Source organism: Sphingomonas naphthae (assembly GCF_028607085.1).
Classification (GTDB): Bacteria; Pseudomonadota; Alphaproteobacteria; order Sphingomonadales; family Sphingomonadaceae; genus Sphingomonas_Q; species Sphingomonas_Q naphthae.
The window spans coordinates 1029870-1043527 of record NZ_CP117411.1 but is presented as its reverse complement, the minus strand read 5'-3'; the positions used below and the strand labels follow the sequence as shown (position 1 = coordinate 1043527).

Genomic DNA, 13658 nt, shown 5'->3' with positions numbered 1-13658 from the left:
CCTGCGCCTTATCGTGGGAGAGCGATACGTAGCGGGCCGAGCAGCGTCCAAACGGGAATCGACAACGATCCGATCAACTTTTGCATCGATCGGGCGATGAGCCAATCATCGATACGACGGCCACGAGCCGGTCGTGACACCGTCATTCCAGGCGCAAAGCGCCGAAAGCCTCACGGCTTTGTCAGGCGGCGCGGCGCTGGCGGCGGGCTTTTTCAAGCTTTTTCAGCACCATCTCGCGCTTCATGCGCGACAGGTGATCGATGAACAGGATGCCTTCGAGGTGATCCATCTCATGCTGAATGCAGGTCGCCAGCATGCCCTCTATCCGCTCGTCATGCGCGACGCCCTCGGCGTCGAGCCAGCGGGCATGGACCGTCGCCGGGCGCTCGACCTCGGCATATTGATCCGGCACCGAAAGACAGCCTTCGTTGTAGACGCTCAGATCGTCCGACGGATCGTAGAATTCGGGATTGATGAAGACCCGGGGGGTACGGATCGGCTTGCCCTCTTCGTCGTCCTCTTCCTGAAGGTCGATGACCAGCACGCGCTTCGGTATGCCGATCTGGATCGCGGCGAGGCCGATGCCCGGGGCGTCGTACATCGTGTCGAACATGTCGGCGATCAGCGCGCGCAGATCGTCGTCGACCGTATCAACCGGCGTGGATTTGACCCGCAGGCGGGGATCGGGCGCTTCGAGGATGGGGCGGATGGCCATGCGGCTCAGGTAGCGCGAGGGACGCGATTTTTCAATCTCGGGCTGCGCCCATCAGCGCGCATCGGGACAAGCCGGATCCCTACCCGACCGGCCGCCGCGCCCGCAGCGCCTGCGCCAGCGTCCCCTCGTCGAGATAGTCCAGCTCGCCGCCCACCGGCAGGCCGTGGGCCAACTGCGTCACCCGGACCGGATATTTCTCGATCCGCTCGGCCACATAATGGGCGGTGGTCTGCCCCTCCAAAGTGGCGTTCATCGCCAGCACGACCTCGTCGATGCCGCCCTCGGCGATGCGGCCGACCAGCCGATCGATGGTGAGATCCTCGGGCCGCACGCCTTCCAGCGCCGAGAGCCGCCCGCCCAGCACGTGGAAGCGGCCGGGGAACAGTCGCGATCGATCGAGCGCCCACAGATCGGCCACTTCCTCCACCACGCACAGCATCCGGGGGTCGCGGCGCGGATCGGCGCAGATCGCGCAGGGGTCGGCGGTATCGACATTGCCGCAGGTCGAGCAGGTCACCAGCTTGGCGTTCACCGCCTCCAGCGCGTGGAGCAAGGGCCCCATCAGCGCCTCGCGCCGTTTCAGCAGGTGCAGCACCGCGCGGCGGGCCGAGCGGGGGCCGAGACCGGGAAGGCGCGACAGTGCCTGGGTGAGTGCCTCGATTTCGGGAGATGCCATCGCGATACGATATGGGCTTGCCCCGCCCTCTGCCAAGCGGCCAGAGGGGGTGGATGCGGATCATCTTCATGGGCACCCCCGATTTCGCCGTTCCCGCGCTCGACGCGCTGGTCGCGGCCGGGCACGAGATCGTGGGCGTCTACACCCAGCCGCCCCGCCCCGCCGGGCGCGGCAAGGCGGACATGCCGACGCCGGCCCACAATCGCGCGCGGATGCTGGCGCTGGAGGTGCGCCACCCCGTCAGCCTGCGGAATGACGAGGCACAGGCGGAGTTTGCCGCGCTGGGTGCCGATGTCGCGATCGTGGCGGCTTATGGCCTGATCCTGCCGCAGCCGGTGCTGGATGCGCCGAAGCTCGGTTGCCTCAACATCCATGCCTCGCTGCTGCCGCGCTGGCGGGGGGCGGCACCGATCCAGCGCGCGATACTTGCGGGCGACGCGATGACGGGCGTGACGATCATGCAAATGGAGCGCGGGCTCGACACGGGGCCGATGCTGGCGGCGATCGAGACGCCGACCGGCGACAAGAGCGCGGGCGAACTGACCGCCGAGCTGGCGACCACCGGCGCGGCGCTGATGGTGGCGGTGCTGGCCGACCTGCCCGGCCATCCGCCCGTCGCGCAGCCCGAGGGCGCGACCTATGCAGCCAAGATCGAGAAGGCCGAGGCGCGGCTCGATTTCACCCTGCCCGCCGAACAGGTCGCCCGCGCCGTGCGCGCCTTCAATCCGGCGCCGGGGGCCTGGCTGGAACACGGCGGCGAGCGCATCCGCATCCTCGCCGCCGATCCGGTCGCGGGCAGCGGCGCGCCCGGCGAGGTGCTGGACGGCGCGCTCACCATCGCCTGTGGGGAAGGCGCGATCCGCCCCGGGATCGTCCAGCGCGCCGGCCGGGGAATGATGACGCCCGACGCGCTGCTGCGCGGCTTCGATCTGCCCGTCGGCACGATCCTTCCCTCGCCCACCGCATGACCCGCTTCCGCCTGACCGTGGAGTTCGACGGCCGGCCCTTCATGGGCTGGCAACGACAGGATCACGGCCCCTCGGTGCAGCAGGCGATCGAGGAGGCGGTGTTCGCCGTGTCGGGCGAGGCGGTGAGCTTGCAGGCCGCCGGCCGCACCGACGCGGGGGTGCATGGGCTGGCGATGGCGGCGCATGTCGATGTGGAGAAGCCGTTCGCGCCCTTCCGGCTGATGGAGGCGATCAATGCCAAGGTCCGCCCCCATCCGATCGCGATCCTGGATTGCGCCGAGGTGCCCGCCGACTGGCACGCCCGCTTCTCCTGCACCGGCCGGCGCTATGTCTATCGCATCGTCAACCGCCGCGCCCCGCTGGCGCTGGAGGCGGGCCGGGCGTGGCGCATCGCCGCGCCGCTGGATGCGGAGGCCATGCACGCGGCCGCGCAACAGCTGGTCGGCCTCCACGATTTCACCACCTTCCGCTCGGTCCATTGCCAGTCCGCGAGCGCGGTCAAGTCGCTCGACCGGCTGGCGGTGCGGCGGGTGGGCGATGCGATCGAGGTGGAGGCGGCGGCGCGCTCCTTCCTGCACCATCAGGTGCGATCGATGGTGGGGTGTCTGGCGCTGGTGGGCCAGGGCAAGTGGAGCGCGGCGGACTTGCGGGCCGCGTTGGAGGCGCGCGACCGGGCCGCGCTGGGCCATAATGCCCCGCCGGATGGGCTGTACTTCGTCGGGGCGGATTACCCGGAGGCGTAAACGACCGGGTTCAGGCCGAGCCTTACGCCACCCGCGCCATCGCCGGTTCCGCGCCATCGCGGCGGCGGTAGAGGCCACGTTGTTCGGGGTCGACGGCGAAATCGTCGGTCTGGCCGATCACGGTTTCGGCGGCGCCCAGCATCAGCCGGCCGTCGGGCGCCATGGCCGAGGCGATGTTCGCGAACACCGCGCGGCGGCGATCGGGGGCGAAGTAGAAGAGGACGTTGCGGCAGAGGACGAGATCGAACGGGCCGCCCGGCGGGGGCGCGTCGAACAGGCTGTGGCGGCTGAAGCGGACCTTGTGGCGCATCCGGTCGCACACCCGCCAGCTGTCGCCGGCGGGCTCGAACAGGGTGACGAGTTCCTGCACGGGCAGGCCGCGCTGCGCCTCGAACTGGGTATAGAGGCCGGCGCGGGCGCGCTCGATCGCCAGCGGGGAGATGTCGGTCGCGACGATGTCGATCTGCCACCCCTCCCACACCTTCGGTTCGCGGGCGAAAGCGAAGGCGAGCGAATAGGGCTCCTGCCCGGTCGAGCAGCCGGCCGACCAGATGCGCAGGCGGCGCTGGGCGGCGCGCAACTCGCGCAGCGCCGGCAGCCCGGCGGTGACGAGCTGGGTGAAGGCCGGCTGGTCACGGAAGAAGAAGGTCTCGTGGTTGAGCAGAGCCCAGGCGACCGCCTCGGCCAGCACCGGATCGCCCATCCGCAGGCGCCGGACGAGCGCGGGCACATCCTCGATCGCGTGGCTCTTCAGCACCGCCTGGAGGGCGGTATCGAGCCGCCAGCGGCGGCCGGGCTGGAGTTGCTGTCCGGTCCGTTGCTCGAGCAGGCGCGCGAAGAAGGCATGGTCGTCCGCGCTCAGATCCACCCTTTATCCCCCTGATATCCCATGCCCTGAAACCCCATGCGCCGCGCCAGATGGCCCGCCAGCGCCGCCGGTGGCCGCACTTCGGAGGCGAGGCCCGCCGCCGCCACGACGCCCGGCATCCCCCACACGACCGAACTCGCCTGATCCTGCGCCAGCACCTCGCCGCCGGCCGTCACCAGCGCCTCGGCGCCGATCACCCCGTCGCGCCCCATGCCCGACAGCACGACGCCGACCCCGGCCGCGCCGTAGATCTGCGCGACCGACGCCAGCATCGGATCGACCGACGGCTGGCAGCCGGAGGGCTGCGGCGTGCTGTCGATCCGCACGCGCACGTCGGAGCCGGAGCGGACGAGGGTGAGATGCCCCTCCCCCGGCGCCACCAGCACCACGCCGGGCGCGATCCGCATCCCGCTCTGGGCGACCTGCGCCCGCCTGCCGACCATGTCGCTGATCTGCGCGGCGAAGAAGGGCATGAAGGGCGGCGGCAGATGCTGGGTCAGCAGCAGCGGCGTGGTCGATGCCTTGGGGAAGCTGGCGAAGAAACCGGCGAGCGCGTGGATGCCGCCGGTGGAGGAGCCGAGCGCGATACACTCGACCGGCCCGCGCCGCGCCGGCACCCGCTGCGGCGGGCGATCGTTGGGCAGCAGGGGCCGGACATTGGGGGCGAGCGGCGTCGCCCGGCCCAGCCGCCGCAGCCGCGCGGTGAGGAGATCGCCGAAGGAAGCGCCGATCCGCGCCGCGTCGGGCTTGAGCAAGGCGTCCGCGGCCCCCAGCGCCAGCGCCCTGATCGTGGCGGCCGCGCCATCGGCACAGGCGCCCGAGACGATCACCACGCGCGCGCCATTGGCCGCCGCGATCAGATCGGGCAGCGCGGTCAGCCCGTCGGTGCCGGGCATGTTAATGTCGAGCAGCACCACGTCCGCCCAATGCTGGCGGAGCTTGGCGAGCGCCTGATCGGCCGAATTGGCCTCGGCGACGACCTCGAAATCGCCCGCCCGCTCCAGCAGGCGGCGCAGCACGGCGCGGGCGACGACCGAATCGTCCACCACCAGCACCCGGATCGGCTCGGCCGGCATCGGGCTCGCGCCCCACGCCGCCGGCCGGGGGGCCAGCATCGCATTGCCCCCCGCTGGGCTCACGCGACGCCCACGATCTGCATCTTGCTGTGCAGCGTCTCGCGATCGAACGGCTTCATCACATATTCGTCGGCACCGGCGCTGATCGCGGCGCGGATGTGGCCGATCGAATTTTCGGTCGTGCAGAACACCACCTTGGGGCGGCGCGGCAGATCAGTGGTGGACAGGGCGCGGAGGAATTCCATCCCGCTCATCACCGGCATGTTCCAGTCGAGCAGGATCACGTCGGGCTGTTCGGCCCCCGTGACCCTCTCCAGCGCCTCGCGGCCGTCGCCGGCCTCGTCGACCTGGAAGTCGAGCGTTTCGAGGATGTGCCTCGCCACCTTGCGGATCACCTTGGAGTCGTCAACGACCAGACACGTCTTCATTGCAGGCAGCCTCATAAACGCGATCGAACACATGAACCCGTTTAGGATCGATCGGTAACGGTCGCGTTAACGGACCGGAAACTTGTTGGTTTATGAGACATTTACTATGCTGCCATGGCGGCCGGCCCCTCGACCAGATAGGCCGGATCGATCAGCAGCAGCGCGCGCCCGTCATGCTCGATCGCCCCGCGCGAGGCGGCGGCCCAGACGGGATCGAGGATCGCGGGCGGGCGGTGCGGCGCAGCGGCCGGCACCACATCATCGACCGAATCGACCAGCAGCGCATAGGCATGGCCATCGACCAGCACGATCGCGGCGGTCGACGGGCCATCCGCCACGACGCTGCCGAGGCCGAGCGCGGCGGTCGAATCGATCACCGTCAGCACGCGGCTGCGGAGCGCGAAAAGGCCGGCGATATGCGGCCGCACGCGCGGAACCGGGGTGATGGCGTCCACCTCCACCACCGATTCGATCTGGTCGGCGGGCAGAGCGGCTTCACGTCCGGCGATCGAGACGATCAGATAGAGATTGTCGGTCATCGCCCGCCCCCCACGCTGGTGCGCAACGCATCGAGCAGGGCCGCGCGATCGTAGCGATAGATGCTGTCGTCGCCCTGCGGCTCGGCCTGCGGGCGGATGCGGACGACCGGCGCGCCACCGCCGGCGGGCGCGGACGCCCCCCACGAGGCGATCACCACGTCGGCCGGCGCCTCGCCATCGGCATCGAAGGCGACGCGGTAGCCGGCGGCGGCGATCAGCGGCCCCAGCACCTGCCGGGTCCACGGGTCGCTCGCGTCGGCCAGCAGGCAGAGCGGCTTGGCGGCCGGATGATGGCTCGCGGCCGGCGCCGAGGCGGCGGGCTCGGCGAAGAGCCAGAAGGGATCGAGCAGTTCGACCGGACGCCCCTCGTGGGCCAGCACGCCCAGCACCGGGCCGGGGGCGGCGGCGGGCACGGGATCGCCCGCCAGTTCGACGATATCGTTGACCCGATCGATCGCATAGCCGACCTGCGTGGCGCCGTCCGACAGGCGGAGCAGCCGCACGCGATCGTCGGGCAGCGGCGCGCCGCAGGTGGCGATGGCGACGATGCGGCCGTCCTGCGCCATGCGCAGCCGCCCGCCGCTCATCGCGATCGACGCGGTCGGCACATCCTCGATGCGCTCGACGAGCGCGAGGCGGATGGCGCGATCGACGCCGTCGAGATCGCGGAACAGCAGGGTCGGCGGCACCTCGACGACGGCGGCCTCGGCGCGCTCCTCCTCGCGCTCGGCCGAGGCGACCCCGGCGACAGCGGCGATGCCGGCCACGTCGAGCAGCAGCATCGGCCGGCTGTTGTCGGGCAGGGTGGTGCCGGCGAAGACCCCGGCGGCCATGATCGCGGGCGCGGCGGGCTTCACCACCAGTTCCTCATGATCCATGACCTGATCGACCAAGAGCGCGAACCGCTCGCCGCCGCCCGCGCGGACGACGACCAGCACGCCGGCGATCGGGCGGGACGCCCCCTGCCCTTCGAGGCCCATGAAGGCGCCCAGCGCCACCACCGGCAGGCGGCGGCCGCGGATGCGCGCGACATTGGCGTCGCCCATCTTCTCCATCGTGACGGCATTGCCGCCGACGCGCACGATCTCCTCGATCGCCGAGCGCGGCACGGCGAAGCGCTGGTCGCCGGTCTGGATGGTAAGGGCGGGAATGATGGTGAGGGTGAGCGGCACGCGCAGGGTGAGCTTCAGCCCCGCGCCGACCCGGCTCTCGATATCGACGAGGCCGCCGATCCGCTCGATATTGGCGCGCACCACGTCCATGCCGACGCCGCGCCCGGAAATGGCGGTGACGGCACCGGCGGTGGAGAGGCCGGGCAGGAACATCAGTTCGAGTTTCTGCTGCCAGTTCATCTGGAGCGCCTGATCGGTCGAGACCTGCCCCGCCATCAGCGCCTTTTCGAGCAGGCGATCGGCATCCACGCCGCGCCCGTCGTCGATCACGTCGATCAGGATCTGGTTGCCCGACTGGCGCGCGCCGATGCGCAGGCGCCCGGCGGCGGGCTTGCCGGTGCGCTCGCGCACCTCGGGCAGTTCGATGCCGTGATCGATCGCGTTGCGGACGATATGCGTCAGCGGATCGCGGATCATCTCGATCATCTCGCGATCGAGTTCGACGTCGCCGCCGTCAATATCGAGCGACACGCGCTTGCCGAGATCGGCGCACAGATCGCGGACGAGACGGGGCAGCGCCGAGAAGAGATTGTCGATCCGCGCCATGCGGGTGCGGGTGATCGCCTCGCGGATCTCGCCGATGGTGAGCGAGAGGCGCTCGAACGCGGCCTCGGTGCCGGTCTCGTCATTGCCGTCGCGCAGTTTGCGGCCGAGTTCGTTGCGGGCCAGCACCAGATCGGACACGCCCGCCATCATGCGATCGAGCAGATCGACCGGCAGGCGGATGCTGCGCGCCATGGTGCGCGCGGTGCTGGGCTGGACGGTATTGGGGGTGGCGCCTTCGGGCGCGTCGGCGGGCCCGGCCTGTTCGGCAAGCGCGGCGATCAATTGCTCGTCCTCGTGATGGGAGACGGCGACGCCGGTCTCCATCGCGTCGGTCAGCTCGCCGATCCGGTCGATCACGCCCAGCACGGCCGAAACGAGGCGGGCATCGGGCATGCGGCGGTTGGCGCGCACGTCGGCCAGCACATCCTCGGCCGCGTGGCTCAATTTGCCGAGGCGCGGCAGATCGAGGAAGCCGCAGCTGCCCTTCACCGTGTGGACGAAGCGGAAGATCGCATCCAGCCGCTCGCGATCGCCGGGCGCCGCCTCCCACGCGACGACCTCGCCGGCCAGCGCCTCCATCGTCTCGCGCGTTTCGGCAATGAACTCTGTCAGCAGGTCGTCCATCGAGGCCCTGTCCCATTACTACCGGGCCGGCATGACAGCGGATGGTGAACAAAGTGTTAGCCATGCGGCGCAATGCGTTGCGAAGGGCTACGTAAATTATGGCGTGCGGCGCGGGCGGCTTTGCCCTATGCGGATCTATATATGCCCCTGTTCTCCAAACCCGCCCGCAAGGGCCAGCACTGGACCCACCAGCGCCGCCGCCCGGTCTTCACCGGCGACACGCGCGTCGCGCTGATGATCGCGGCCGGCGCCATAGCGCTGATGCTGGTGTTCCAGTCGCTGATGGCCAAGCGCCCGCCGGTGCCGACCGAGGAGCAGATGGCGATGTACCGCAACACCAACCAGCGGCCGCAGACGATCAACTGATCGGGTCTTTGGCTCGGATCGGGAGGCGATGGCTTCTAACCCGCCTGCCACACCCGCACCGCATCCACCGGGTGCACCAGCATCAGCACGTTGAGCGCCAGATTGTCGCGGATCGCGGCCAAAGCGATCAGTTCCAGCGCCACCACCAGCAGCACCGATCCCCACGCCGGCAGGCGCCGCGCGACGACGAAGCCCACCATCATGCAGGCGATGTCGCTCAGTGAATTGAGGATGCTGTCGCCCGAATAGCCGAAGGCCATGGTCGCGGCGCGGTAGCGGTCGATGATGACCGGGCTGTTCTCGGCCAGCTCCCACGCCGCCTCGATCCCCACCGCGACGACCAGACGCCAGCCCCAGGCCAGACGCGGCAGCACCAGCCGCAGGGCGCCGTAGAACAGCAGCCCGTGGACGATGTGGCTGAGGCTGTACCAGTCGGCGATCTGCTGGCTGTTCTCCGGCCCCTGCACCTCCCTCGCCCACAGCCGCACCCGCCCGCAGCGGCAGATCGGCGGGCGGGCCATCAGCCATTCGATCAGCCCGGTCGCGGCCACGACGGCAGCGGCGGCGATAGCATGGCGGCGGCGGAAGATATCGGGTCCGGTCATTCCCGCATCGTCTGGCAAAGCCCGCGCGACGGCAAGGGCCGCCGCAACGCAACCAATCGCCGCCCTCGCCGTTTCGCACATGCGAAAGGCATGTCATAACCCCCCATATCGGGGTGGTGACGATGTTCGGGAGGGTCGATAGCGGCGGGATGAGAGACGACGGACCCGGCACGCCGATCGGGCGTGGCACCAGTTCCGAAGTGTATCGCCGGGCCGACGGCCGGGTGGTCAAATTATACGGCACCGAGGTTCCCGACGCGCTGATCGCGCGCGAGGAGGCCGCCTCGCGCCATGCCGCCGCCTGCGGCCTGCCCGTGGCGGCCGCCAGCGCGCGGATCGAGGTGGACGGGCGGCGGGGCCTGCTGTTCGATTATGTCGAGGGCCGTACCGTTCTGGCCGTCACTGGCCGTGCGCCGTGGGGCATCGCCCGCGCCTTCGCCCGCATGGCCCGCGCCCAGGCCGCGATCCACAGCCGCCGCCCGCCGCGCGACATGCGCCGCCAGCGCGACGTCACCGAATTGCAGATCGTCCATTCCGGCTGCGACATGGCGACCCGCTCGGCCGCCCTCGCCCGCCTCACCCGGCTGGGCGCAAGTGGCGGGATCGACCGGCTGTGCCATGGCGATTTCCACCCCGGCAACGTGATCGACACCCCCGCCGGGCTGGTCGTGATCGATTGGGGGCGCGCCTCGGCCGGCCAGCCGCTCGCCGATCTGGCCCGCACCGAATTGCTGATCCGCTTCGGCGCCTTCCCCAGCGGCAACGCACTGCGGCGCGGGGCGGTGGCGCTCTGCCGCGAGCTGGCGGCACGCTGGTACGTGTGGTGCTACGCCCGCGCCGCCGGCATATCCCCGGCCGCCGTCGCGCCGTGGCGCCTGCCGATGGCGGTCGCCTGGAGCCGGGGCCTGCGCTCGACCCGCGACGACGCCTTCGCCGCCTTCGTCGCCCGCGAGGTCGCGGCGGCCGAAGCGCCGGCGGTGGAGCGGCGCCCCGGCTGGCGCACCGCCCTCCTCCGCGCCCGCTGGCAGGCGACGCTCGGCGTCTCGATCCTGCTGCTGGGGTGCGATCCGGGATTCGCGTTTGGTTGAGCCCTGATCCGGCTAGGCCGGATCAGGGGCGGGGCCGGCCGCTATCCGCGTGAGCGGATCAAACTAACGCGCCATCATCCCCCGGATATCTTCCCGGAACGCCTGCCCGCTCGCCGGCCGGCTGTAGAACATGTGGCCGCCGGCATAGAGCGACAGCTTCACGCGGTTGGGATCGCCCATCACCGGCAGCTGATCGATGATGAGCCGGCTGGCGAAAAAGGGGCAGGACAGGTCGTCCATGCCGTGCGCCACGATCACCCGCATCTTGGGGTCGGCCGCCATCGCCTTGCGCAGATCCTGCACCGGCGTGTCGCTGTTGTCGCGCACCCACATGCGATTCACATCGTAGGACAGCGCATTGTAGCGCGCGTCCACCTTCCAGCCGACCGTGGTGGTGACGAAATCGACCATCGCGCTCGTCGTCGGCGCGATCAGCGCGTCGAGGATGGGGTCGTTGCTGTCGCTGTCGGCCTTTTCGGGGAAGGGATCGTAGGCGGTGACATTGCTGTCGTAGACCGAGCCGATCTTCTTCTCGCCACGATGGATCTCGCGCAGGAAGGTGCCGAGATCGACCCGGCCCTGCAACTGGCGCACGATCTTCGGATCGAGGCCCGTATAGGCCGACACGCGCGTCGTCAGCCGCTCGACCGCCGCCGGATCGGAGCGGCCGCGCAGCAGATCGACGATATATTCGCCGCGCGTATAATCCTCCACCTCCTGCAACGCCGCCGGGCTGAGCTGGCCCTTGCGCTCCAGATTGGCCGCCGCCATCGACGGCAGGGTGGCCATATAGGGCAAGGGCGACAGCGCCGTGCCCTGCGCGCGCAACGCGGTCGGATCGAGATAGGGCGACACCAGCACCAGCCCGTTCAGCCCGACGCCGAGCTGGCTCTGAAGATGGTAGGCGACACGCGGCACGCGGTAGCCGCCATAGCTTTCGCCCGCGAGATATTTGGGCGAGGTCAGCCGCCCGTTGCGGAGCAGCCAATCGTAGATCACGCGCGACAGATATTCGATGTCGGGCTTGGCCGAATAGAACAGCTTCTTGGTCTGCTCCTCGTCCACCAGCGAGCGCGAGAAGCCGGTGCCGACCGGATCGATGAAGACGATATCGGTGAAGTCGAGCCAGGAGGCGGGATTGTCGGTCAGCACCGGGCTGTCCGACGGGCTGTCGCCCTGCGCGCCGAACTGCACCCGCTTCGGCCCGATCGCGCCGAGGTTGAGATAGACCGACGACGCCCCCGGCCCGCCGTTGAAGGCGAAGGTGACCGGCCGCGATCCGCGCGCCGCGCCCGGCATCGTATAAGCGGTGAACACCACCTCGCCCGCGATCTTGCCCTTGGCATCGCGCACCGGGATCGTGCCGACCGTGGCGTCATAGGCGATCGACCGGCCGCCGATCACCGCCTGCTGGCGGACGGTACGGTCGGCGGGCAGCGGCGGCAGATCGCTGTCGTCGCTTTTCTTCGGCGCGGGCGCCTCCTTCTTGGGCGCGCCCTTGTCCTGCGCGGCGGCCGGCACGGCGGCGGTCAGCAGAGAGGTGAACATCAGCGCGGCGGCGAAACGGCGAATCATCGGCGGGGCATATCCTGAGGAAAGAGGCGGTATGGCGGGCAGGATCGCCGCCCGTCGCCGATCCTGCAAGCGCGGTTCATGTCGTTCGTCGATCGATGGACGGCGCTCGTACCGCCGGTCGGGCGATCGGCGCCCCCGATCGAAGCTCGATCGATCGGCCGACCCACCCCGCCTAGGAAGGGCGGGCCGGGCGGTGGCCCCACCAACCGCCCGGCGACCCCAGCCTCCTCTCACGAGAAGGCCCTGGGGGCCCCCGACCCAGGAAAGGAATTCATCATGTTCAAGACCATCCTCGTCCCGCTGATCGCCGCCCCGCTGTTCGCAGCGGCCGCCGCGCCCGCCTTCGCCGCTACGCCGGTGACCGAGCCGACCGCTGTGCGCGTCGCCACCGCCGATCTCGATCTCGCCTCGGCCGCCGGCAAGAAGACGCTCGCCAAGCGCATCTCGAGCGCCGTCAACGCCGTCTGTCAGGCGCCGACCGACTATCGCGACCTGACCGCGCTCCAGCACAGCATGGATTGCAAGGTGCGCGCCGAGACGGCCGCGCAGGTGCATCTGGCGAGCATCCTGGAACTGCGCGAGACGCAGCTCGCCGAGGCCGGATCGCCGGCGCACGGCGGCTGATCGCCCCCGCGATCCCCGTTCCTCACGCGGGCGGAGCCGGCCATCCGGTTCCGCCCGTCGTCGCGTGGAAATGCCGTGCCGGCCCCCGCTTGGCCGCTTGCAGTGCAGCACAACGCCCCCTAAAGGAACCGCTGTTCGCCTTATCGCGGCCTTGAGAGCCGCATATAAAATCGGGGGTTAGGCAGGCAATGAACGACCGCGGCAACACGATCGCCGGATGGGTGCTGGCCGGCGGCATCGCTGCTCTTGGCCTTTCGATCGTGACCGGCGAGTATTTCCACGCCGAGCGCCCCGAGACGATGGGCTACACCGTCGAGGGTGTCGAGGCCGAGGCCGGTGGCGAGGAAGCCGCCGCCGAACAGCCGATCGAAGTGTATCTCGCCAAGGCCGACCCGGCCAAGGGCGAGCAGGTCTTCAAGAAATGCGCCGCCTGCCACAACGCCGACAATGGCGGCCCCAACGCGCTTGGCCCCAACCTGTGGGGCGTGCTGGGCGAGAGCATCGGCACCGGCGCCAACGGCTTCGCCTTCTCCGATGCGCTGAAGGGCAAGGGCGGCACCTGGAACTGGGACAATCTGGCCCAGTGGCTGAAGAATCCCAAGGCCTTCGCGCCCGGCACCAAGATGACCTTCGCGGGCCTTTCCAAACCCGAGGATCGCGCCGACGTGATCGCCTTCCTTAACCAGCACAGCGCCAGCCCGTTGCCGATGCCGGCTGCCCCTGCCGCGACCGCCACCGCAGCCGCTCCCGAAGGCGCCGCCTCGCCCGAGAAGGCCGCCGCCGAGGGCAAGGACGACGCGCAGAAGGCCGGCAACGTGCCCGTGCCGACCGAAGCGCAGGCCGCCAAGCAGCCCGCCGGCAACATCGCCGGCCCGGCGGCTCCTGCCACCTCCGGCCAGCAGGCCCAGCAACGCCCGACGAAGTAAGCGGCGGGCGTTACGGCGGCGGTTGGGTTTGCGGGCGCGTTCATGATAATCGCGCACATCGTATCAGAACATGGCGATGCGCAGCTCGGAGCATGGGAGTTCGACGCTCTCCCCCGAGT

General features: G+C 70.0%; 15 protein-coding genes. 6 read left to right on the top strand and 9 right to left on the bottom strand.

Annotated features, from left to right (window positions below; all coding sequences use genetic code 11):
- Window positions 1-181: 181 nt before the first annotated feature.
- Both def and recR read right to left on the bottom strand, forming a co-directional pair.
- Window positions 182-715 carry a peptide deformylase gene (gene def, locus PQ455_RS04935; protein ID WP_273689731.1) on the bottom strand — a complete coding sequence of 178 codons (534 nt, stop codon included), beginning with the start codon at window positions 713-715 and terminating at the stop codon, window positions 182-184.
- 79 nt (window positions 716-794) lie between these two features.
- The gene (recR, locus tag PQ455_RS04930) at window positions 795-1391 is read right to left on the bottom strand and encodes a recombination mediator RecR (protein WP_273689730.1); all 597 of its coding nucleotides are present in this window, start codon (window positions 1389-1391) and stop codon (window positions 795-797) included.
- Between the two features lie 53 nt (window positions 1392-1444).
- Between recR and fmt the strand changes: the two genes are divergently transcribed.
- Together fmt and truA are read left to right on the top strand one after the other, a co-directional pair.
- Window positions 1445-2359 carry a methionyl-tRNA formyltransferase gene (gene fmt / locus PQ455_RS04925; RefSeq protein WP_273689729.1) on the top strand — a complete coding sequence of 305 codons (915 nt, stop codon included), beginning with the start codon at window positions 1445-1447 and terminating at the stop codon, window positions 2357-2359.
- Window positions 2356-3102, top strand: coding sequence for a tRNA pseudouridine(38-40) synthase TruA (truA, locus tag PQ455_RS04920; RefSeq protein ID WP_273689725.1), 747 nt, complete (start codon window positions 2356-2358; stop codon window positions 3100-3102). The genes fmt and truA overlap by 4 nt, the downstream gene beginning before the upstream one ends.
- A gap of 22 nt (window positions 3103-3124) precedes the next feature.
- On the opposite strand, the gene PQ455_RS04915 is transcribed toward truA, so the two are convergent.
- From PQ455_RS04915 to PQ455_RS04895, 5 genes are all read right to left on the bottom strand, one after another.
- On the bottom strand, window positions 3125-3970 hold the full coding sequence (locus PQ455_RS04915; RefSeq protein ID WP_273689723.1) for a CheR family methyltransferase: 846 nt from the start codon (window positions 3968-3970) through the stop codon (window positions 3125-3127).
- On the bottom strand, window positions 3961-5109 hold the full coding sequence (gene cheB, locus PQ455_RS04910) for a chemotaxis-specific protein-glutamate methyltransferase CheB (protein ID WP_273689719.1): 1149 nt from the start codon (window positions 5107-5109) through the stop codon (window positions 3961-3963). The genes PQ455_RS04915 and cheB overlap by 10 nt, the downstream gene beginning before the upstream one ends.
- Entirely contained in the window at window positions 5106-5474 is a 369-nt protein-coding gene (locus PQ455_RS04905) for a response regulator (RefSeq protein WP_273689717.1), read from the bottom strand. Before PQ455_RS04905 ends, cheB begins: the two co-directional genes overlap by 4 nt.
- Before the next feature lie 104 nt (window positions 5475-5578).
- Window positions 5579-6013, bottom strand: a complete 435-nt coding sequence (locus PQ455_RS04900; protein ID WP_273689713.1) for a chemotaxis protein CheW — start codon at window positions 6011-6013, stop codon at window positions 5579-5581.
- Window positions 6010-8355, bottom strand: coding sequence for a chemotaxis protein CheA (locus tag PQ455_RS04895; RefSeq protein WP_273689711.1), 2346 nt, complete (start codon window positions 8353-8355; stop codon window positions 6010-6012). Before PQ455_RS04895 ends, PQ455_RS04900 begins: the two co-directional genes overlap by 4 nt.
- 141 nt (window positions 8356-8496) lie before the next feature.
- Here PQ455_RS04895 and PQ455_RS04890 point away from each other — a divergent pair, with 141 nt between their 5' ends.
- Window positions 8497-8721, top strand: a complete 225-nt coding sequence (locus PQ455_RS04890) for a hypothetical protein (RefSeq protein WP_273689708.1) — start codon at window positions 8497-8499, stop codon at window positions 8719-8721.
- A gap of 35 nt (window positions 8722-8756) precedes the next feature.
- Here PQ455_RS04890 and PQ455_RS04885 read toward each other — a convergent pair whose 3' ends face one another.
- Window positions 8757-9326 (bottom strand): DUF2585 domain-containing protein, encoded by a 570-nt coding sequence (locus PQ455_RS04885; RefSeq protein WP_420542833.1) that lies wholly within the window; start codon window positions 9324-9326, stop codon window positions 8757-8759.
- A gap of 149 nt (window positions 9327-9475) precedes the next feature.
- Here PQ455_RS04885 and PQ455_RS04880 point away from each other — a divergent pair, with 149 nt between their 5' ends.
- On the top strand, window positions 9476-10414 hold the full coding sequence (locus tag PQ455_RS04880; RefSeq protein WP_273689705.1) for an aminoglycoside phosphotransferase family protein: 939 nt from the start codon (window positions 9476-9478) through the stop codon (window positions 10412-10414).
- A 63-nt stretch (window positions 10415-10477) separates the two neighbouring features.
- Here PQ455_RS04880 and PQ455_RS04875 read toward each other — a convergent pair whose 3' ends face one another.
- Window positions 10478-11989: a S10 family peptidase gene (locus PQ455_RS04875; protein WP_273689702.1), complete on the bottom strand. Its 1512-nt coding sequence runs from the start codon at window positions 11987-11989 to the stop codon at window positions 10478-10480.
- A gap of 276 nt (window positions 11990-12265) precedes the next feature.
- Here PQ455_RS04875 and PQ455_RS04870 point away from each other — a divergent pair, with 276 nt between their 5' ends.
- Both PQ455_RS04870 and PQ455_RS04865 read left to right on the top strand, forming a co-directional pair.
- A complete protein-coding gene (locus tag PQ455_RS04870) occupies window positions 12266-12613 on the top strand; it encodes a UrcA family protein (protein ID WP_273689700.1) in 348 nt (115 codons plus the stop codon).
- Between the two features lie 188 nt (window positions 12614-12801).
- Window positions 12802-13539, top strand: a complete 738-nt coding sequence (locus PQ455_RS04865) for a c-type cytochrome (protein ID WP_273689698.1) — start codon at window positions 12802-12804, stop codon at window positions 13537-13539.
- Window positions 13540-13658: the final 119 nt, after the last annotated feature.